This is a genomic window from Agarivorans sp. B2Z047 (genome assembly GCF_023373605.1).
Lineage (GTDB): Bacteria > Pseudomonadota > Gammaproteobacteria > Enterobacterales > Celerinatantimonadaceae > Agarivorans > Agarivorans albus.
In genome coordinates, this window is sequence record NZ_CP088080.1 from 4,790,639 (window position 1) to 4,810,500 (window position 19,862).

Consider the following 19,862-nt stretch of genomic DNA (forward strand, 5'->3'; position numbering starts at 1 on the left):
TAAGCACAACGTTGACGTTACAAGCTTGGAATTTGTTTATATCAGGGAATGGTTCACATTTATATGTTCGTAACTAAACGGTGCCTGCAAACATCGCTAGGATTAGCGGCGTTGCTTTCCAGCCTCAGCGCTTACGCAGAAACACCGTTATCTATGCCTCAATGCCGAGCACACATCCCAGAACGCGTTAAATCCGACCCGGTAGATCCTACCGCGCCTTATGTTATTGCCGCCGATGAATTGCATGCAAAACAAGGTGATAAAGCCAGTTTTAGCGGTAATGTTGAGTTCTCCCAAGGCCCTCGCGCATTAAAAGCCGAAAACACTGTGTTAGATGAGCAAGCGCAAACCCTAAAAGCGAGCGGCAACATTGAGTTTCAAGATAATTTAGTCAGCGTAAAAAGTGATACTTTTGACGCCAACTTAAAAGATCATCAAGCCTCACTTAACTCTGCTGAATACCAACTGTTCGAACAACAAGGTCGTGGCGAAGCCAGCAACCTGATGATCAATGATGAGCAGAACTTATCATTAGAAGATGCCAGTTATACCGCTTGTCCTCCAGATGATGTTACTTGGGAAATTCGCGCAGAGAAAATTGATATCGACTCTAGTGAACAGTGGGCTACGACAAAAAATGCCACTGTTAGGCTATTTAACGTGCCGGTAATGTACTTACCGTATTTCTCTTACCCCATCGGCGACCAACGCCACAGTGGTTTCTTATTTCCGAGTATTTCTACTTCCACTAAAAACGGTGTGGATGTCTCCACCCCATACTATTGGAACATTGCTCCGAATTTTGATGCAACCATTACCCCACGTTTGATGACACGCCGTGGTTTACAACTGCAAACTGAGTTCAGGTATTTGCTCGGGCAAAACAACGGTAACTTAAATGTAGAATATCTAGCTGATGACCGTGAACTAGACCGCGATCGATACTTACTTCACTGGGACCACAAAGGGCAATACCAGCGTCATTGGCGCTTTAATACTGATTACACCCGTATTAGTGATGATAACTACTTTAATGACTTAGGCGACAAGCTTGGAAAGGTAAACGAGAACCAATTGCTGCAAACGGGTGATGTGGGATATCACACCAAAAACTGGTACACCGAGCTATTAGTGCAAGACTTTCAGGTACTTGGTAACACCGAGCAACCACATACGCTACTTCCGCAGTTAAGCTTTGTGGGTGACTGGGACTTAAACTGGCAAACGCTGCAGTTTGGCTTTGATTCAGAAATCAGTAATTTCACCCACAGTGACAGTAGCTTATACACTGCTCAACGGGTGCATTTTGAACCAAGTTTAAGCTTGCCATATGTGGTGCCAGCAGGCTTTTTCAAAGCTGACTTAGCCTTAATGCATACCTACTATAGCCAAGATAAAGGCAGTAACTTTGAGTATGATTATTTAGCCAGCTCGGTTAATCGCACCTTACCCAAAGTGAGTGTTCAAGGTGGCTTAAACTTTGATCGAAATACCCTTTGGTTTGGCGATAACTACACCCAAACCCTAGAACCGGTGATTAAGTACTTGTATATCCCTTATACCAATCAAGATGATATTGGGATTTATGATACCGATAACCTGCAACAAGATTACTACGGATTATTTAGAGACAAACGCTATAGCGGTTTAGACCGAATTGCCGATGCGAATCAAATCACTCTTGGGGTACATTCGCGCTTTTTATCGCCCAGTAACCAAGAGACATTGCGTTTAAGTCTAGGTCAAATCATTTACTTTGAGCCCAGCCGTACCACCTTAATTCCGGGTAGTGAGCCCTCTGATAACTCTAGCTCTGCGCTGGCTTTTGAAGCGGACGCCAATATTCAAAAAGATTGGTACGGACATACCGGCTTTCAAATCGATACTTTGGAAGGTCGACTTAACAAGGCTAATGCCGCTATAGAATGGCGCCCTGAAGCGCAAAAGCTGGTACAAATGAACTACCGCTATTCGCAAGCCACTGAAACCATGGTTAGCGACGTAAACCAAGTAGGTACTAAGGTTGCTTGGCCTATTACCGATAGCGTTTCTGCTGTAGGTAGTTATTATCGCGATATGATTTTAGACCGCAGTATTGAAAGCTACTTGGGTGTGCAATATAACTCTTGTTGTTGGGGCATTCGCCTTACATATCAACGAGGCTTACAAAGCACCTATGTGGATGACTCCTCAGGCGTTGACCGAGTGGGCGAGTTTGACACCTCACTACGTCTCGACTTTGAAATTAAAGGCTTAGGTGGCAGCGATACCAGTAGCCGAGAAGAAATGCTAGAAGGTGGCAATTTCAAATACGGGCGCCCCTTTTACCTCAACAATTAAAACCTTTAACCCAAATATGGTAGAGTAAGCGGCGTTTTGCTCGCAGTAATGATAGGAACGAAATGAAAAGATTAATTTTGCTTAGTGTAAGTATGTTTATGCTTGCTACTGGGCTGGTTCAGGCTCAAGAGCAATTGCTCGATAAAGTTGTCGCCATTGTCAATAATGATGTGATCACGCAGAGCCAAGTTGATGAACTCACCAATAAAGTTCTGCGCAATGCCAAAGGGGCAGAACAAGAGCTACCACCTCAAGATGAATTACAGCAACAAGTGATGGACAGGCTTATTTTGGAGAGCTTGCAACTTCAATTGGCCGACCGCCTGGGCATTAGAATTAGTGATAGCCAACTAGAAAACACCATCGACAACATTATTGCTGGTGAAAACAAAACCCGTGAAGAGTTCTTAGATGACTTAACCAAGCAAGGCATTAGCTATAACCAGTTTCGTGAAGATATTCGCACCGAAATTGTTCTTGGCGAAGTAGGTCGCAGCCAAGTACAGCGTCGAGTTAATGTTTCAGAGCAAGAAATTGATGCCTTAATGAAACTGATTGAAGAGCAAGATAAAGGCACTGTTCGCTATCATGTTGGTCACATTTTACTGCGTATCTCTAGTGACGAACAAGCCACTCAACAACTGGCGGAGAACCTAGTTCAACAGCTTAAAGATGGTGAAAACTTTAATCAATTGGCAATGACTCATTCACAAGGTCCTAAAGCCTTGGAAGGTGGTGATTGGGGGTGGATGACCATTGAAGAGATGCCTACTTTGTTTGCGGGTGTGGTTAGAAACCAGCACCAAGGATCAGTAATGGGCCCTATTCGCACAGATTCAGGTCTACATATCATTATGGTTTTAGACGCTGAAGGTTTACAAAAAGTAGAAACCTTGGAAGTCAACGCACGCCATATTCTGATTAAACCATCGATTATTCTAAGCGATAAAAAGGCGCAGAGTTTACTATCTGAGTTCCGTCAACAATTGATCTTAGGTGAAGTTACATTTGAAGAGCTAGCACGCCAATACTCTGAAGACCCTGGCTCGGCCGTCCGCGGTGGTGAATTGGGGTGGTCTGATCCTAGCGTATTTGTACCAGCATTTAGAGACACTGCAACCCGTTTGGAGGTAGGAGAATTAAGCCAACCTTTCCGTTCTACCTTTGGCTGGCATTTGATGGAAGTTCTAGACAAACGCACCACCGACACTACCAATAAAGCCAGCAAAAACCGGGCTTATCAGATGATCTTCAATCGTAAGTTCAATGAAGAAACTCAATCATGGCAAGAAGAGCTCCGTGAAGAAGCCTACGTAGAGATACTGGACGGTGATGCATGAGTAAGGCCGTTGCTAGAATAGCCATCACCCCTGGTGAACCGGCAGGTATTGGTCCAGATTTAGTGCTAGCCATTAGCCAACGTGATTGGCCAATGGAGTTAGTGGTAGTTGCCGATCCCCGCTTGCTAAAAGAGCGCGCTAATGAATTGGCAATGGATATTACCCTACTCCCTTATCAGCCAGAACAAGCCGCTAAACCACAAGCTGCTGGCACCTTAACGGTTGCACCAATTGCTATGGCAAGTCCGGCGGTAGCAGGTCAGTTAGATGAGGCCAACGGCCACTATGTGCTAAATACCTTAAAATTTGCTAGTGATGGCAACATGAATGGCCAGTTTGCTGCGGTCGTTACTGGTCCCGTGCACAAGGGTATTATTAATAAAGCTGGCGTCTCTTTTAGTGGTCATACCGAATTTTTTGCTCAGCAATCAGGTACTGCCGATGTGGTAATGATGCTGGCAACTGAAGGCTTGCGGGTTGCCTTAGCAACCACTCACCTGCCCTTAGCCTATGTAGCCAAAGCAATCACTCACGATCGCCTACACAATATTATCAGCATTTTACATCACGACCTGCAAACCAAGTTCGCGATTAAACAACCTAAGATATTTGTCTGTGGCCTAAACCCCCATGCTGGCGAAGATGGCCACCTTGGTCGCGAAGAGCTAGATATTATTATCCCTTTGCTTGATGAAATGCGTGAGCAACATGGTATGAACTTAATCGGTCCATTACCTGCAGATACACTCTTCCAAGATAAATATCTGGCAGAAGCTGATGCAGTGTTGGCCATGTACCACGACCAAGGCCTACCAGTGCTAAAATATAAAGGTTTTGGCCAATCAGTAAACATTACCCTTGGCCTACCCTTTATACGAACCTCAGTTGACCATGGAACAGCCTTAGAGCTAGCGGGCACTGGTAAAGCCGATCATGGAAGTATGATTACTGCCATCGAACAAGCCATTGATATGGTAGAGCGAGAACATGAATAAACAAGTTCATCAAGGGCACCGCGCCCGTAAGCGTTTTGGTCAAAACTTCCTTAACAATGACTCGGTTATTAGCCAAATTGTAGCGACTATTTATCCGCAATCAGGAGAAAACCTGGTTGAAATTGGCCCAGGCTTAGGCGCTTTAACTGAACCCGTTGCTACTACTGCTGGCCACCTACAAGTTGTAGAGTTAGACCGTGATTTAGCTCAGCGTTTACGCGAGCACCCAACGCTAGCTAGCAAACTAACTATTCATGAAATTGATGCACTTAAATTCGACTTCATGCAGTTAGCCAAGCCTGAGCAGAAAATGCGGGTATTCGGAAACTTACCTTACAACATTTCTACGCCGCTTATTTTCCACTTATTAAGCTTTACTAGCGCTATTTCTGATATGCACTTTATGCTGCAAAAAGAAGTAGTGAAACGCATGGCTGCTGGCCCTGATAGCAAAGCGTACGGCCGTTTAAGTGTAATGACCCAAGTGCAATGTAATGTAATGCCAGCTCTAGAAGTACCGCCTGAAGCGTTCGCGCCACCACCAAAGGTTGATTCAGCGGTAGTTCGCTTAGAGCCTTACGAAACGACTCTTTATCCGCTGAACTCATTGGCAACCCTAGATAGAGTGTGTAAAGAGGCCTTTAATCAGCGCCGTAAAACAATTCGTAATGCATTAGGCAATTTACTTACGGTTGAGCACCTCGCCGAGCTCGATTTAAAGCCCACGCTGCGACCAGAAAATTTAACTATTCAGCAATTTTGTGATATTGCTAATTACATTGATAAAAATCAGTTATTGCAGGCTTCTAGCAGCGATGAGTAATACGCCAGAATATGATTTAGATATTGAAGTTGAATCAGGTTTTTTACCTGAGCATTCTGTTCCAGAAAAACAACAATTCGCTTTTTTTTACACCATCACTATTCGCAACTGCAGCGCTGAAGCGCTACAACTATTGCGTCGCCATTGGGTAATCACCGATGGCGACGGTAAAGTAAATGAGGTGAAAGGCGACGGTGTAGTGGGTAAGCAACCCCACCTTAAGCCGGAAAAACCTTTTTCCTATACTAGCAGCGCAGTGTTAGCGACCGAAGTAGGCGTAATGCAAGGCAGTTACACCCTGATTGACGAAGCTGGTAACGAGTTTGAAGCGGAGATCCCACCGTTTCGTTTATCACTTCCAAATAAGCTCCACTAGTTATAGGTGAGCCATGGCGACTTATTTTGTTGGTGACATCCAAGGTTGCTTGGATGAATTAAAAGCACTGTTAAAACAGTGCAAATTCTCCACTAAAAAAGATCAACTCTGGCTCGCTGGAGACTTAGTTGCTCGAGGCCCTAAATCTCTAGAAACCTTACGCTTCGTTAAGGAGCTAGGCAGCGCTGCTCAGGTGGTTTTAGGTAATCACGATTTGCACTTGTTAGCGGTAGCCAACGGTATTCACCGGGCTAAACGTCGCGACAAGATACAAGATTTACTCGAAGCCCCCGACAAAAACGAATTACTGTATTGGCTGCGCCAACAACCCTTAATTAAGAAGCACCCAGACTTCGATGTAGTAATGGTGCACGCGGGCATTTACCCCAAGTGGAAAGTCAGCAAAGCACTCAAACTCGGCAAGGAAGTTCACAAACAGCTTTCAGGTAATGACTACTTGTCGTTACTAAAGAATATGTACAGTAATGAACCTGCTCATTGGAGTGATGAATTAGTGGGATATGACCGCCTAAGGTGCATTATCAATGTGTTTACCCGGATGCGTTATTGCTTCCCTGATGCTAGCCTTGATTTTGAATCAAAGCTGCCTCCCAACAAAAATACTAACCCTAACCTAAAACCTTGGTTTGAAATCCCCGGAAAGCACCTTAAAGAAACGCATATTGTATTTGGGCACTGGGCTGCGCTAATGGGCAAGAGTAAGCACGACTTAGTCTCTGGGCTAGATACAGGCTGTGTATGGGGTAATCATTTATCCATGCTGCGCTGGGAAGACCAGCGCATGTACACTCAAGATTGCCTAGACAAAAATATAAGCAACTAAACGCGCTCTAAGGTAACAAACTCATAGTTGTAAGGATTTTTCTCATCAGCTAGGTGCTTTTCGCTAGCAAGTTGTTGCCATTGATACTTTTGGTAATCTGGGAAGTGGGCGTCTCCTTCCACCTCTTTTTCAATAAAGGTTAAATACAGGGTATCGGCAAACGCTAAACACTGTTGGTAAATATTTCCGCCACCAATAACCATCACCTCGGCTTCGTCTTTAACTAAATCTAAAGCCGCCTGAACGGTGTTAACTACCGTAACCCCCTCTATGACTAAATCCACATTGCGACTTACCACTATATTTAATCGACCCGGCAGTGGGCGACCAATAGACTGATAAGTTAAGCGCCCCATAATAACCGACTTGCCCATAGTAACCGCTTTAAAATGCTTAAGATCAGCCGGTAAATGCCAAGGCATTTGGTTATCTTTGCCGATGACTCGTTGCTTTGCCATTGCGGCTATCATTGCTACTTTCACTGTTTTACCTTTTTAAACTTAGGGCTCTAAACAATTGGCCGACCACGGTATATCACTACCGATGGTATCGCCAAGCCAAAACTCAAGGCCATTAAAATAAACATTGTTCTTAAACCATTTTCGATAATGGTAGCTAATAAAGGTTCACTAAAACCATTGCTGTATAAGCTAATAATTCCCACCATGGTAGTAAACGCATAGCTACCCGGAATCATCGGAATGATAGAGGCTACCGTAAATACAGGTCGTGGAATTAAGTAACGACGTGACCAATAAACGCCAATTAAGCCCACGCTGGTAGACGCCACTAAGGTTGCCCATTCAAGTGGCACTCCCCAGTAAATACATAACGTTCTTAGGCTATGTGCAAACGCACCACCAATTGCGCAAAAGCCTAACATGCGAGTAGGCACATTAAACACCATGGCGAAGCCAACCGCAGGCACCGCTGAAAATAGCGCGTCTTCAACTAATAATGCTAGTAATTCAATCATCTTATAACCACCCGCTTACGCCAGTGGCCCACATCGACAACGCGATTCCCATGGCCACGCCCAAACTAAGCAACGAGGCAAAAAACCAGCGTGAGATCCCCATACTGATATGACCTTTTACCATGTCTGAAACGGCATTAATCAATGGGAAACCAGGTACCAACAGTAACACCGAAGCTGCCATTACCGTTTGTGGCTGATTGCCTATATCATAACGTACCGCTAAACCGGCGATAGTAGTCGCCACAAAGGCGGTCATGCCAAAATTAAGAATGGGGTTATGGTGGCGATGCGCCATTTCTTGGCGAAACAACATAGCAACAGCAGAGGCGACAAAGGTCATTGCAAATACCGCCCAATCACCACCAAATAATCGGCTAAAACACGCGCAAGACATACCAATCATGAATACCACTAACCAGCGATTATGTTTGTATGGTTGTAAGCGTTCTAAACGTTTTACTACGTCATCAACATCTAATAGCTGCTTTTCTGCCATGATGGTGATCCGCTGCACTTCGCATACCATATGCATATTAATGCCGCGATCGTACACTCGGCGAGTAGTTGTAATACAACGCCCTTGAGACAAACCTGTGAGGATCAGCGCATTAGCAGTAATTGCCAACTCTACGCTATCCAGCCCTAAGGCTTTGCCTAAACGGACTGTCGTTTCTTCAATTAGCTTACTTTCAGCGCCATGCTGCTGCATGATTCTGCCAGCTTGCACTGCAACACGACAAATTCGAGTTTGTTGTTCTAGAGAAATAGTACGAACCGGAGCCTGAACAGGCTCCGGAGAGTTTCTAAATGAGCGTAACATGTAACGATCCAAGTAATACTACCACTACAGATAGCTTACTATGGCTGGTAGATAACCTCTACATCATAATCGTCATCATCCCAGTCATCATCGTCGTCTTCATCGTCCCAATCTTCTTGGTTTGCTTTGTCGATTTGTTGTTGATGATAGTCATCCCACTGGAATTTAACTTCTTCACGCTCAGCCATTTCTTCTTCTACCACAGGTAGGGTTTCGATAAATTGACCAATCGCTTTACAAATGTCTTTAGTTCCATTGTTTTCTAAAGCAGAAATTGAGAAAACCTCACCTTGCCAATCTAGTGCTTCAATAACTTTTTGGCGGATCTCTTCAGCTTCTTCTTCAAGCACTAAGTCGACTTTATTAAATACCAACCAACGTGGTTTTTCGAATAGCTTTTCGCTGTATTGCTCTAACTCGTTGATAATGGTGATGGCATTTTCAGCTGGGTCGCTACCATCAGCCGGCAGCACATCTACCATATGCAACAATACACGACAACGCTCTAGGTGCTTCAAGAAACGTACGCCAAGCCCTGCTCCATCTGCAGCGCCCTCAATCAAACCGGGAATATCAGCAATAACAAAACCGCGGTTTTCTGATTGACGTACCACGCCTAAATTAGGAATAAGTGTAGTAAATGGGTAGTCAGCCACCTTAGGTTTAGCTGCAGATACGCTGCGAATAAAGGTAGATTTACCCGCATTTGGCAAACCCAACATGCCTACGTCAGCAAGTAGCAATAGCTCCAATTGAAGGTTGCGAACTTCACCGGGAGTACCGTTAGATTTACGACGAGGCGCACGGTTAGTACTGCTCTTAAAGCGAGTGTTACCTAATCCATGAAAACCACCTTTAGCCACCAACAAACGTTGTTTATGTTGGGTAAGATCGCCAAGGATCTCTCCAGTGTCTTGATCACGCGCTCGCGTACCAACCGGCACAGGCAGCTCTAAATCTTCACCACGCTTACCAGTACAATTAGAACCCTGGCCATTTTCGCCACGCTCTGCTTTATGAAAACGTTCAAAGCGGTAATCAATCAAGGTGTTTAGGTTTTCATCGGCAACTAAATATACACTGCCGCCATCTCCGCCATCACCACCATCAGGACCGCCACGCGGAACATACTTCTCGCGACGGAAACTAATGGTGCCGTTGCCGCCGTCACCTGCGTCTACTTTAATTACCGCTTCATCTACAAATTTCATTTTTCACTCCAGCATTATCGCTTAACTATAATGCACCACGCCTACTTCGTAAGCGAAATAGTGGTTTCTTGGAAAAAAAAAGCCCCGCAGTTGCGGGGCTTTTCAAATATCGAGTTGGACGTTTATTCAGCTTCGATGCTTACAAACTTACGGTTTTTAGGACCTTTAACTTCAAATTTCACTTTGCCTTCGGCAGTTGCGAAAAGAGTATGGTCTTTACCGATACCAACGTTAGAGCCAGCGTGGAACTTAGTACCACGTTGACGAACAATAATGCTACCCGCTAATACAGACTCGCCACCGAAACGCTTAACACCTAGGCGTTTGCTTTCCGAATCGCGACCGTTACGAGTACTACCACCAGCCTTTTTATGTGCCATGAGTATTTTCCTCTAAATTAACCGTTAATGCCTGTAATGCGAACTTCAGTGAACCACTGACGGTGGCCCTGTTGCTTACGTGAATGCTTACGACGACGGAACTTAACGATTTTAACTTTATCGCCACGACCATGTGAAACAACTTCAGCTGTTACTTTGGTACCATCTACATAAGGTGCGCCTACTTTAACGTCTTCGCCATTAGCAACTAGTAATACGTTATCAAATTCAACTGTGTTACCAGTCTCAACGTCTAGTTTCTCAAGGCGAAGTGTTTGACCTTCGGCCACACGGTGCTGTTTACCACCACTTAGGATAACCGCGTACATTTTCTTCAAACTCCGCTTACACCTGATATTTCAAGGTGTCTATAATTCTCAACAATGACGGCGGATTCTACGGAAAAAGATCTGTTCCCGCAAGGGGAATTTCAAAAAAGTTTAAAAATCACGCAAGGCCAAGAATTTTAAGCGGTGAAAGCTGCTTAAACAAAGGAATTGAGATACTATTACAGCATTAAATTATCACCATAATATTGCTGAATCATCGGCAACAACCTCTAATAAGAAATTATGCAATTGGATGCGATAAAAAAGCTGTCTGATCAAGACATGTCTGCGGTAAACGAGCTTATCTTTAAAGAACTCGAATCAGATGTGGCCCTTATAAACCAAATCTCTTTTTATATTGTAAATAGTGGTGGCAAAAGGATCCGACCTTTGCTAGCCGTATTGGCAGCGCGAGCTTTAGGTTATCAGCAAGATCAACACATCAAACTTGCGGCCATTATTGAATTCATTCATACCTCTACTCTCTTACACGATGATGTAGTTGATGAGTCCGAGTTACGCCGCGGTAAAGATACTGCTAATGCACGCTTTGGCAACGCAGCCAGTGTATTAGTTGGCGACTTCCTCTACTCACGCTCTTTCCAGTTAATGACCCAACTGCAAAACCTTAAAGTGATGGACATACTAGCGGATGCCACCAATGTTATTGCTGAAGGTGAAGTATTACAGCTAATTAACTGCAACGACCCTGATACCGATGAAGCACGTTACTTTGAAGTTATTTACTGCAAAACAGCCAAACTGTTTGAGGCGGCCACTCGCTTAGCAGCAGTAATTGGTGAACAAAGCGCTGAGATAGAACTTGCAATGCAAGACTATGGTAAATACCTAGGCACAGCATTTCAAATTATGGATGACGTATTGGATTATGTTGCAGACCAAGCTGAGATGGGCAAAAACGTGGGTGACGACCTAGCAGAAGGTAAGCCAACCCTACCGCTTATCTACGCCATGGAACAAGCTGAGCCAGCCGATAAGGCGCTAATTAGCGAAGCCATTAAACAAGGTGGCTCACGCGACCAACTCGACGAGATATTAGCGATTTTAGACAAAACCAAGGCACTTGATTTCTGCCGAGAGCGCGCAGCTGAAGAAGCACAAAAAGCGATTGACGCTTTAGCCTTGATTGCTGACAGTGACTACAAGCAAGCGCTTATGAGCCTAGCCAATATCGCAGCCGACCGCGCCGCTTAGCTAGTTTTAATAAATGGATACAAAAAAGGCTGCCTAAGGGCAGCCTTTTTATTAGCTCAACATTAATTAAGCAAAAGGATGGCGTAAAATAATAGTTTCTACGCGATCTGGGCCAGTTGAAATAATGTCAACCGGCACTTCTAATAGCTCTTCAATGCGCGCTATGTAGTTTAATGCTGCTTGTGGCAGTTGCTCGCGAGCAGTTACACCAAAGGTGTTCTCCGACCAACCAGGCATTGATTCATACACAGGCTCAGCCACTTCGTAACCTTCAGCTGCCATAGGCGGTACAGACAGTACATCGCCATTAGGCATTTTGTAACCGGTACAAATCTTTAACTCTTCCAAGCCATCTAGCACATCTAGTTTGGTTAAACACAAACCTGACAGGCTGTTAATTTGTACTGCGCGACGCATTGTTACTGCGTCTAACCAACCACAACGACGCTTACGGCCAGTGGTTGCACCAAACTCATGACCTTTCACACCTAAGTGTTGGCCGATGTCATCATCAAGCTCTGTTGGGAAAGGACCAGAACCCACACGCGTGGTGTAAGCCTTAGTAATGCCCAAAACATAATCTAAATGGCAAGGACCAAAACCACTACCTGTAGCTACGCCACCCGCAGTAGTGTTTGATGAAGTAACAAACGGATAGGTTCCGTGGTCAATGTCTAATAAAGTGCCTTGAGCACCTTCAAACATAATTGAGTCACCACGACGACGAGCCTTGTCTAGCAAGTCAGTAACGTCTGTTACCATAGCCGTAATTACTGGCGCCATCTTAGTCATTTGCTCAAGCACTTCTTCATAACTTACGCTTGGCGCGTCGTAGTAATGATTAAGTTGGAAGTTATGGTACTCCATCACTTCTTTTAGCTTGGTAGCAAATTGCTCCATGTCGAACAAATCGCCAACACGTAAACCGCGACGAGCAACTTTATCTTCATAAGCTGGACCGATACCACGACCAGTAGTACCAATAGCGTTTTTACCACGCGCTTTTTCGCGCGCCATGTCTAGTGCAACATGGTAAGGCAAAATTAGAGGACAAGCTTCACTGATCACCAAGCGTTCTTTTACAGGAACGCCGCGCTCTTCGAGCATAGCCATTTCTTTAAATAGCGCATCAGGTGCTAATACCACGCCATTACCAATTACACAGGTAACGTTATCGCGAAGTACACCAGATGGTATTAAGTGGAGGACAGTTTTTTCACCGTCAATAACTAAGGTATGACCAGCATTGTGACCGCCTTGATAGCGCACCACATAGCTTGATTTGTCGGTAAGTAAGTCTACGATCTTACCCTTGCCTTCGTCTCCCCATTGGGAGCCAAGGATCACTACGTTCTTTCCCATTGTCTTTTGTCGTCTCAGTTAAAAAGCGATTCTAGCAGAAATCGGACAGTCAAGGGGTGCATGTTATACCGATTTTATGTGCCAAGGTCAAAGATTAATCACATACAAGAGTATAATAGAAACACCCACTAAGCCGAGTCCAATTTGCCGAATATTACTCGCCGGCGCTTCCGATAATGTTTTTAGTAGACGTTTCCAACGCTTAGGAAACAATAAAGGCCCTAGGCCTTCGATAAGGCACACTAGAGCCAATGCAAGTAATACAGAATCTGTCATAAAAAAGCCCAGCGTTAACTGGGCCCTCAGTATTATTGTTTCGCAGGTTCTTTCATATAACGGAAGAATTCGCTATCTGGTTCTAGCACCATTACGTCTCCACCGTTATCGAAACTGGTGCGATAAGCCATTAAGCTACGCCAGAACTTATAGAACTCTGGGTTCTTAGTATAAGCGTCTGCGTAAATTTTAGCGGCTGTAGCATCACCTTCACCACGCATTTCGCGACCACGCTTATCTGCATCGGCCAGCAATACATTTACACGGCGGTCAACGTTAGCGCGAATAATTTCGGCTTGCTCTTGACCTTGCGAACGGTGCTCTTTAGCTACTGCTAAACGTTCTGCACGCATCCGTTGGTAAATACTACTACTTACTTCATCAGGTAAGTTGATTTGCTTAATACGCACATCGGTAACTTCGATACCAATCTCAGAAGAGCGCGCCATACGTTTAAGCGCATCTTCCATTACTTGGCCACGTTCACCAGATACGATATCGCGAATAGTACGCGCACCAATTTCGCTACGAAGACCATTGTTAATCTTACGCGTTAACAGAGACTCAGCTTGAAGTACTGAACCACCTGTTGATAGGTAGAATTGTGAAAAATCAGCGATTCGCCATTTCACGTAAGAATCAATAATTAAGTCTTTTTTCTCAGAGGTTACAAAACGGTCAGCGTTGCCATCTAAAGTTTGAATACGTGCATCTAAAGTACGCACAGAATCAATAAATGGAACCTTAAACTGTAAACCCGGTGGGTAAACCTTGGTTGCGCCATCAGCGGTACGTTTTACTTTACCAAACTGAATTACAATACCGCGCTCGCCTTCGTTCACTACAAATACCGACGAGTAACCCACCAACAAGGCTAAAATAATGCCAAAAATAGCTAATTGTTTCATGGCTTAGTTTCTCCCCGAACTAGAGCGGTCACTGCTTCGAATCGACGAAGGGCGCGACGGAATCGAGCTAGCAGGCTCTGAACTTATAGTAGATGGTTTGTTGCCCGAGCTAGATTTACGTTGAGTAGGCTGCTGGCCTTGCTCCATTAGCTTGTCGATAGGCAAGTAAAGCATGTTGCTGTTATTTGAAGCATCAATCAGCACTTTGTTCGACTTACCGTAAATCTCTTCCATCGTCTCTAGGTATAAACGGTGGCGAGTTACGTCTGGCGCATTTTCGTACTCTGGAAGCAATTGCTCAAAACGAGCCACTTCACCTTGAGCACGTAATACAATCTGCTCTTGATAACCTTGGGCTTCTTGCTCAATACGCTGAACTCGACCACGTGCTCGTGGTTCAATTTCACGTTGATAAGCTTCAGCTTCACGAATGAAACGCTGCTCATCTTCTTGTGCAGAAATTGCGTCATCAAAGGCATCTTTAACTTCTTCTGGCGGACGAGCCGGCAGGAAGTTCACGTCAACCACTTCAATACCTAAATTGTAAGGTTCGATGATTTTGTTTAATAAGGCTTCGGTTTCGCTACGCACAACTTCACGACCCGTGGTTAAAATATCATCCATGGTGGTGTGACCAATCACGTAACGCAAGGCACTGTCGGTAGCTTGTGCCAAGCTATCATCTGGCGCAGTTACACTAAACAGGTAAGCATGTGGACGAACCACTTTGTACTGTACATCCATTTCAACGCGTACAACGTTTTCGTCTTCAGTCAGCATAAAGCCCGATGCTGGTAAAGAACGAATAGCCTCTACGTTCACTGGAATCACTTCTTGAACAAAGGTAGCTTTCCAGTTCAAACCAGAATCTACCAAACCTGATTCAGGATCGTATTTACCAAAGGTAAGAATTACGCCCTTTTCAGCTTCTTTAATGGTGTAGAAACCGCTAGCTACCCAAATAACAGCCAAGATGACCACTACTACAGCAATGCCAAAACCACTCACACCACCGCTGCTGCCACCAGATGATGGCTTTTTACCACCACCAAAAATGCCACCAAACTTACGGCTTAGCTTAGTAATTACTTCATCTAAATCAGGCGGACCCTGATTACCATTCTTATTGTTATTGCCCCAAGGGTCACGGTCACCGCCGCCACCTTTGTTGCCAGGCTCATTCCAGGCCATCTGTGTCTCCAGAAATTAAAGTTAATGCCTACTCACATTGAGCAATAAAACTTTCCAAACTATGGTCGAACTGTTTATCTAACCGTTGCCATGCAATAGCATCAAGTCGGATATCTACAACGATATTTCCTTCATCGTCTAAACGTTCACCTGCTACGCAGTCTAACTGATACAGACGACTACGCAAGCGCCCTTCGCTAGGAGGCAAACGTAAAGTGTGGTTAACCATATCACCGACCAAACGCTCGCTGATTGCCTTAAACAACAAAGGCAAACCTTCTCCCGTTAACGCCGACACCCACACTTTTTGGGGTAAACCTTGGTCATCACGCTCAATGCGCGGACTCATATCAGGGTGTTGATCTACTTTATTGTAGACCTGCAAGAAAGGGATCTCTCCTGCCCCTATTTCATCTAATACTACCTCAACCTGCTCAACGTTTTCAGCCATTCTTTCATCACTACAATCAATCACATGTAATAATAGCTGAGCTTCACGGGTTTCGGTTAGGGTGGCTTTAAAAGCCGCCACTAAGTCATGAGGAAGGTGGCGTATAAAGCCCACAGTATCGGCAAGTATCACCTTACCTACGTCCTCAATATCGATTTTCCGTAGTGTTGGATCTAGGGTTGCAAACAACTGATCTGCGGCATAAACCTTAGATTCAGTAATTCGATTAAACAAGGTCGACTTACCTGCATTGGTGTAGCCAGCTAAGGAGACAGTGGGTAACTCGGCACGTTGCCTTGCTCTTCTGCCCTGCTCTCGTTGTTTACCAACCTTTTCTAAACGCTGTTGAATTTGTTTAATACGCGCACGCAATAAACGTCGATCGGTTTCTAACTGAGTTTCACCTGGGCCGCGTAAACCGATACCGCCCTTTTGTCTTTCTAGGTGAGTCCAGCCGCGTATTAATCGGGTCGACATATGGCGCAATTGCGCTAGCTCAACTTGCAACTTACCTTCGTGGGTTCGCGCGCGTTGGGCAAAAATATCTAAAATGAGGGTGGTACGATCTAAAACCCGCGCCTCACAGAGCATTTCTAAGTTCCGCTCCTGTGCTGGCGATAAAGCGTGATTAAAAATAATCACATCCGCTTGGGCACTTTTCACTAATTCTGCGATTTCTTCTGCTTTTCCGGCACCTACAAAGTACTTAGGGTGGGGAGAAACTCGGCTACCGGTGATGGTAGCCACCGCATTTACGCCTGCAGAGCTGACTAACATCTTCAGCTCTTCCAGGTCTTCTCGCTCATCTTCGTCACTAAAATTTACATGTACTAAGATGGCTTGTTCACCTGCTTCATAACGGTCAAACAAGCTATTTTACTCCTTGGCAATTACCAAGGCTGATAAGCCTTCGCAAATGCTATTCGTCGTTCTTCGAGTCGTCAGATACTGGGGTATGGTGTGGAACAGCGCGAGCTGGTACCACAGTAGAGATAGCATGTTTGTATACCATCTGGCTGACAGTGTTCTTCAACAAGATGACAAACTGATCAAATGATTCAACTTGGCCTTGCAATTTAATACCGTTTACTAAATAAATTGAAACGGGAATACGCTCACGTCGTAACGCATTCAAAAATGGGTCTTGTAATGATTGCCCCTTCGCCATGTTATTGTTCCTTTTTTCTTATTAATTAATTGGCATAGATCAAATTCGATTATATACCACTAACTTGGAGCCTTATAGCGACAATTTCAAGTATCACTTAGCGAATTAGTAATTATTTTGTTATTTCTTGGATCACCACTCTGTAACCAAGTGAGATCTGACCAGCTTTTTAACCAATTCATTTGTTTTTTAGCCAGTTGCCGCGTAGCCACTACGCCACGAAATACCATTTCATCATAATCCATCTCGCCACTTAGATATTGCCACATTTGGCGATACCCAACGCTCCGCATAGACGGCAAACTTAAATCTAAATCCCCCCTCTGCATCAGCGATTTGACCTCGGCTTCAAAGCCAAGTTCCAACATCATCTTAAACCGCACTTCTATGAGATGGTGCTGTTGGGCTTTTTCTTTCGGCGCTATAGCAAACTGATGGATTTTATAAGGTAAAGGGGCAAGCGGTTGATTATTAATCTCAGTCAGAGATTTACCGGTTAAACGATATACTTCAACCGCCCTCATTAAGCGCTGATGATCGTTTACATTGATCCTTGCTGCGGAGGTGGGATCGTATTGGCTAAGTTCTTGATGCAAAGTTTCCCAAGAACCGTCTGCTGCTTGCTGCTGAATCTCACTGCGTAAGGCTGCATCAGCTTCTGGCAAATCAGCAATGCCGTCCACTAAGGCTTTAAAATACAACATGGTGCCGCCCACCAACAGCGGGACATTACCACGCGCATGAATGGCATCAATTTGCTCTAGAACATCGCGGCGAAAATCGGCGGCTGAATACACTTCAGTAGGATCGCAAATATCAATCAGAGCATGTGGGGCTTGCTGCTGTTCTTCGGCAGTTGGCTTAGCGGTGCCGATATCCATTCCACGATAGATTAATGCAGAGTCAACACTAACCAATTCAGCGCCCATTTGCTGATGAAGCTGAATAGCTAAAGCGGTTTTTCCTGAAGCTGTAGGCCCCATCAACGTAATAACAGGCAGGCTAGTTGTCATGATTAAAACTCTCGATGCTGGCACTTAAATCAACCGCTCGCCAAAGATGCTTAGGCAGTTGACTCGGATAGTGACTATGCAATTGTTGGCTTAACTCTATCGCCTGTTGCCAAGTGTGCTCTTTAGGTTTGCTTTGTAGCTTAATTAGCCCACTTAACAAGGCTTCGGCTTGCTGCCATTCTGAATCCGGAAGCTGACTCATTGCCGTTAATAAACTTGGGATTAACTGAGCAAAGTCAGCTTTGCGTATCAACTTTGGCACTTGAGCCACGATAACTTGCTGCTTGTTAGCAATATTAAACACAAAGCCAATACGCCGCAGTGCTTCTTGTTGTTGGCTTAGTAAAAGATGCGTCGGCTCATCTAAAGCTAGCTTTAGCGGCAATAGTAAAGGAACGCTATCTAAGCCTTGCGGCCACTGTTGCATTGCTTGGGTATAGGCCAAGTGTTGCTGGCAAGCCCAAAGGTCTAGCAATATGAGCTTCTCGCCAATACGCGCTAACAAATAGGTGTTTTCAACTAAATGCAAAGGATAAAGCGCAGCGGCCTGTGGCTTCGCACTCACGGAACTCACTTGGCTAGCAGAGTCAGCTCTAGCTGCTTCACGAGTGAAATCGACAGAACTGCTCAACCACTGATGATTAGCGGATAATTCTGAGGTTCGCGGCTTATCAGCTCGCTGTAAGCTTGACTGATAGCTCTGGCGACCTTCGCTCACTCTCGGCGTGGCAGGAGCTGCGCTGGTGTAGCTATGAGCAACTTGCGCTAGTGGTGGAGCGAATATTTCATTTATTGGTTCATCTTGGCAAACCGGCAGTTCGCCAGTGTGATTATGGGCCGGTATTTGGCTTAAGGCTGATGCCAATACTTGTACGATGTAGTCATGCACCAAACGGGCTTGATGAAAGCGCACTTCATGCTTAGCCGGATGCACATTCACATCTACTTGGTCTAATGGCAACTCCAAAAACAATACGTAACTGGCATATTGTTCATCGGGTAAATAGGCTGCAAATGCTTGGCGAATAGCGTGTTGTAGCAACTTGTCGCGCATCATTCGACCATTCACATAAAAATACTGCTGGTCGTTTTGCGCTCGTGCCACTTCCGGTAAACCTAACCAACCGTGTAAACGTAATTGGTCATGTTGATTATCTAAATGCAAACAGTGATTGGCAAAAGGAGCACCAAATACCGTGCTTACTCGCTTCAGCTGCTTATCCAAGTCTGTGGCTATGCGATACTGACGGATTAATTTGCCATTGTGTTTTAAACTCAGCGCCACATCAAAACGGCTTAAGGCTAAACGCTTCAACAGCTCGTCAATGTGCGAAAACTCGGTTTTCTCAGTACGTAAGAACTTGCGTCGTGCAGGCGTATTAAAAAACAAATCGAGCACTTCTACCGAACTGCCAATAGGATGAGCGCAAGGTTGCAAACTAACTTGCATGTCACGGCCAGCAGCTTGAGCTTGCCAAGCTTGTTCTTGCTCAGCAGTACGAGAACTTAAACTTAAGCGAGAAACCGAGCTAATACTTGCCAAGGCTTCACCGCGAAAACCCAAGGTGGCTATCGCACTTAAATCATCAAGGCTGTCTATTTTGCTGGTTGCATGGCGACTAAGCGCTAAACCCAACTGCTCTTTAGCAATGCCGCTGCCGTTGTCGCGAATTAGTATGCGCTTTGCGCCACCCTTATCAATTTCGATATCGATACGTGTTGCGCCGGCATCAAGGCAGTTTTCAATTAGCTCTTTAACTACCGAAGCAGGACGTTCTACCACTTCTCCGGCGGCAATTTGGTTAGCCAGCTGCGCTGGCAATATTTGAATAGGCATCGAA

At 44.9% G+C, this 19,862-nt stretch carries 21 protein-coding genes; 7 read left to right on the forward strand and 14 right to left on the reverse strand.

The window, feature by feature from the left end; all coding sequences use genetic code 11:
• The first annotated feature begins 111 nt into the window (after positions 1-111).
• The 6 genes from lptD to LQZ07_RS22125 all read left to right on the forward strand — a co-directional run bounded on the left by lptD (position 112) and on the right by LQZ07_RS22125 (position 6,718).
• Positions 112-2,340, forward strand: coding sequence for an LPS assembly protein LptD (gene lptD, locus LQZ07_RS22100; RefSeq protein WP_194164217.1), 2,229 nt, complete (start codon positions 112-114; stop codon positions 2,338-2,340).
• A 62-nt stretch (positions 2,341-2,402) separates the two neighbouring features.
• Positions 2,403-3,680 carry a peptidylprolyl isomerase SurA gene (surA, locus tag LQZ07_RS22105; protein ID WP_152785505.1) on the forward strand — a complete coding sequence of 426 codons (1,278 nt, stop codon included), beginning with the start codon at positions 2,403-2,405 and terminating at the stop codon, positions 3,678-3,680.
• Positions 3,677-4,675, forward strand: a complete 999-nt coding sequence (pdxA, locus tag LQZ07_RS22110; protein WP_152785507.1) for a 4-hydroxythreonine-4-phosphate dehydrogenase PdxA — start codon at positions 3,677-3,679, stop codon at positions 4,673-4,675. Before surA ends, pdxA begins: the two co-directional genes overlap by 4 nt.
• Complete coding sequence (gene rsmA / locus LQZ07_RS22115; protein ID WP_152785509.1) at positions 4,668-5,498, forward strand: 16S rRNA (adenine(1518)-N(6)/adenine(1519)-N(6))-dimethyltransferase RsmA; 831 nt, start codon at positions 4,668-4,670, stop codon at positions 5,496-5,498. Before pdxA ends, rsmA begins: the two co-directional genes overlap by 8 nt.
• Complete coding sequence (gene apaG / locus LQZ07_RS22120; protein ID WP_016403735.1) at positions 5,491-5,874, forward strand: Co2+/Mg2+ efflux protein ApaG; 384 nt, start codon at positions 5,491-5,493, stop codon at positions 5,872-5,874. The genes rsmA and apaG overlap by 8 nt, the downstream gene beginning before the upstream one ends.
• Before the next feature lie 13 nt (positions 5,875-5,887).
• Complete coding sequence (locus tag LQZ07_RS22125; RefSeq protein WP_152785511.1) at positions 5,888-6,718, forward strand: symmetrical bis(5'-nucleosyl)-tetraphosphatase; 831 nt, start codon at positions 5,888-5,890, stop codon at positions 6,716-6,718.
• On the opposite strand, the gene folA is transcribed toward LQZ07_RS22125, so the two are convergent.
• The 6 genes from folA to rplU form a co-directional block, all read right to left on the reverse strand.
• Positions 6,715-7,200, reverse strand: coding sequence for a type 3 dihydrofolate reductase (folA, locus tag LQZ07_RS22130; RefSeq protein ID WP_249483389.1), 486 nt, complete (start codon positions 7,198-7,200; stop codon positions 6,715-6,717). The two genes, LQZ07_RS22125 and folA, sit on opposite strands and share 4 nt — an antisense overlap.
• Before the next feature lie 26 nt (positions 7,201-7,226).
• Positions 7,227-7,694, reverse strand: coding sequence for a threonine/serine exporter family protein (locus tag LQZ07_RS22135; RefSeq protein ID WP_152785513.1), 468 nt, complete (start codon positions 7,692-7,694; stop codon positions 7,227-7,229).
• Position 7,695: 1 nt separating this feature from the next.
• Positions 7,696-8,517, reverse strand: coding sequence for a threonine/serine exporter ThrE family protein (locus LQZ07_RS22140; RefSeq protein WP_016403739.1), 822 nt, complete (start codon positions 8,515-8,517; stop codon positions 7,696-7,698).
• A 38-nt stretch (positions 8,518-8,555) separates the two neighbouring features.
• Complete coding sequence (cgtA, locus tag LQZ07_RS22145; protein WP_016403740.1) at positions 8,556-9,728, reverse strand: Obg family GTPase CgtA; 1,173 nt, start codon at positions 9,726-9,728, stop codon at positions 8,556-8,558.
• 122 nt (positions 9,729-9,850) lie between these two features.
• Positions 9,851-10,108 (reverse strand): 50S ribosomal protein L27, encoded by a 258-nt coding sequence (rpmA, locus tag LQZ07_RS22150; RefSeq protein ID WP_016403741.1) that lies wholly within the window; start codon positions 10,106-10,108, stop codon positions 9,851-9,853.
• 17 nt (positions 10,109-10,125) lie between these two features.
• Entirely contained in the window at positions 10,126-10,437 is a 312-nt protein-coding gene (gene rplU / locus LQZ07_RS22155; protein ID WP_016403742.1) for a 50S ribosomal protein L21, read from the reverse strand.
• Between the two features lie 243 nt (positions 10,438-10,680).
• Here rplU and ispB point away from each other — a divergent pair, with 243 nt between their 5' ends.
• A complete protein-coding gene (gene ispB, locus LQZ07_RS22160; protein ID WP_152785515.1) occupies positions 10,681-11,652 on the forward strand; it encodes an octaprenyl diphosphate synthase in 972 nt (323 codons plus the stop codon).
• 66 nt (positions 11,653-11,718) lie between these two features.
• Here the strand turns inward: ispB and LQZ07_RS22165 are convergent, their stop codons facing one another.
• The 8 genes from LQZ07_RS22165 to mutL form a co-directional block, all read right to left on the reverse strand.
• Complete coding sequence (locus LQZ07_RS22165) at positions 11,719-13,014, reverse strand: adenylosuccinate synthase (protein ID WP_040307643.1); 1,296 nt, start codon at positions 13,012-13,014, stop codon at positions 11,719-11,721.
• Between the two features lie 87 nt (positions 13,015-13,101).
• On the reverse strand, positions 13,102-13,290 hold the full coding sequence (locus LQZ07_RS24735; protein ID WP_084682022.1) for a DUF2065 family protein: 189 nt from the start codon (positions 13,288-13,290) through the stop codon (positions 13,102-13,104).
• A 32-nt stretch (positions 13,291-13,322) separates the two neighbouring features.
• Positions 13,323-14,198, reverse strand: a complete 876-nt coding sequence (gene hflC, locus LQZ07_RS22170; RefSeq protein ID WP_016403745.1) for a protease modulator HflC — start codon at positions 14,196-14,198, stop codon at positions 13,323-13,325.
• Positions 14,199-14,201: 3 nt separating this feature from the next.
• Entirely contained in the window at positions 14,202-15,389 is a 1,188-nt protein-coding gene (hflK, locus tag LQZ07_RS22175; RefSeq protein WP_016403746.1) for an FtsH protease activity modulator HflK, read from the reverse strand.
• 28 nt (positions 15,390-15,417) lie between these two features.
• A complete protein-coding gene (gene hflX / locus LQZ07_RS22180; RefSeq protein WP_152785517.1) occupies positions 15,418-16,710 on the reverse strand; it encodes a ribosome rescue GTPase HflX in 1,293 nt (430 codons plus the stop codon).
• Between the two features lie 49 nt (positions 16,711-16,759).
• Positions 16,760-17,008 carry an RNA chaperone Hfq gene (gene hfq, locus LQZ07_RS22185; RefSeq protein ID WP_016403748.1) on the reverse strand — a complete coding sequence of 83 codons (249 nt, stop codon included), beginning with the start codon at positions 17,006-17,008 and terminating at the stop codon, positions 16,760-16,762.
• An 86-nt stretch (positions 17,009-17,094) separates the two neighbouring features.
• A complete protein-coding gene (miaA, locus tag LQZ07_RS22190; RefSeq protein WP_152785519.1) occupies positions 17,095-18,021 on the reverse strand; it encodes a tRNA (adenosine(37)-N6)-dimethylallyltransferase MiaA in 927 nt (308 codons plus the stop codon).
• On the reverse strand, positions 18,011-19,858 hold the full coding sequence (mutL, locus tag LQZ07_RS22195; RefSeq protein ID WP_152785521.1) for a DNA mismatch repair endonuclease MutL: 1,848 nt from the start codon (positions 19,856-19,858) through the stop codon (positions 18,011-18,013). Before mutL ends, miaA begins: the two co-directional genes overlap by 11 nt.
• Between the last annotated feature and the right edge of the window lie 4 nt (positions 19,859-19,862).

Coding starts and splice junctions, on each gene's coding strand:
- surA (WP_152785505.1), top strand. CDS start 2,403: ATGAAAAGATTAATTTTGCTTAGTGTAAGTATGTTTATGCTTGCTACT.
- pdxA (WP_152785507.1), top strand. CDS start 3,677: ATGAGTAAGGCCGTTGCTAGAATAGCCATCACCCCTGGTGAACCGGCA.
- rsmA (WP_152785509.1), top strand. CDS start 4,668: ATGAATAAACAAGTTCATCAAGGGCACCGCGCCCGTAAGCGTTTTGGT.
- apaG (WP_016403735.1), top strand. CDS start 5,491: ATGAGTAATACGCCAGAATATGATTTAGATATTGAAGTTGAATCAGGT.
- LQZ07_RS22125 (WP_152785511.1), top strand. CDS start 5,888: ATGGCGACTTATTTTGTTGGTGACATCCAAGGTTGCTTGGATGAATTA.
- LQZ07_RS22135 (WP_152785513.1), bottom strand. CDS start 7,694: ATGATTGAATTACTAGCATTATTAGTTGAAGACGCGCTATTTTCAGCG.
- LQZ07_RS22140 (WP_016403739.1), bottom strand. CDS start 8,517: ATGTTACGCTCATTTAGAAACTCTCCGGAGCCTGTTCAGGCTCCGGTT.
- cgtA (WP_016403740.1), bottom strand. CDS start 9,728: ATGAAATTTGTAGATGAAGCGGTAATTAAAGTAGACGCAGGTGACGGC.
- rpmA (WP_016403741.1), bottom strand. CDS start 10,108: ATGGCACATAAAAAGGCTGGTGGTAGTACTCGTAACGGTCGCGATTCG.
- rplU (WP_016403742.1), bottom strand. CDS start 10,437: ATGTACGCGGTTATCCTAAGTGGTGGTAAACAGCACCGTGTGGCCGAA.
- ispB (WP_152785515.1), top strand. CDS start 10,681: ATGCAATTGGATGCGATAAAAAAGCTGTCTGATCAAGACATGTCTGCG.
- LQZ07_RS22165 (WP_040307643.1), bottom strand. CDS start 13,014: ATGGGAAAGAACGTAGTGATCCTTGGCTCCCAATGGGGAGACGAAGGC.
- LQZ07_RS24735 (WP_084682022.1), bottom strand. CDS start 13,290: ATGACAGATTCTGTATTACTTGCATTGGCTCTAGTGTGCCTTATCGAA.
- hflC (WP_016403745.1), bottom strand. CDS start 14,198: ATGAAACAATTAGCTATTTTTGGCATTATTTTAGCCTTGTTGGTGGGT.
- hflK (WP_016403746.1), bottom strand. CDS start 15,389: ATGGCCTGGAATGAGCCTGGCAACAAAGGTGGCGGCGGTGACCGTGAC.
- hfq (WP_016403748.1), bottom strand. CDS start 17,008: ATGGCGAAGGGGCAATCATTACAAGACCCATTTTTGAATGCGTTACGA.
- miaA (WP_152785519.1), bottom strand. CDS start 18,021: ATGACAACTAGCCTGCCTGTTATTACGTTGATGGGGCCTACAGCTTCA.
- mutL (WP_152785521.1), bottom strand. CDS start 19,858: ATGCCTATTCAAATATTGCCAGCGCAGCTGGCTAACCAAATTGCCGCC.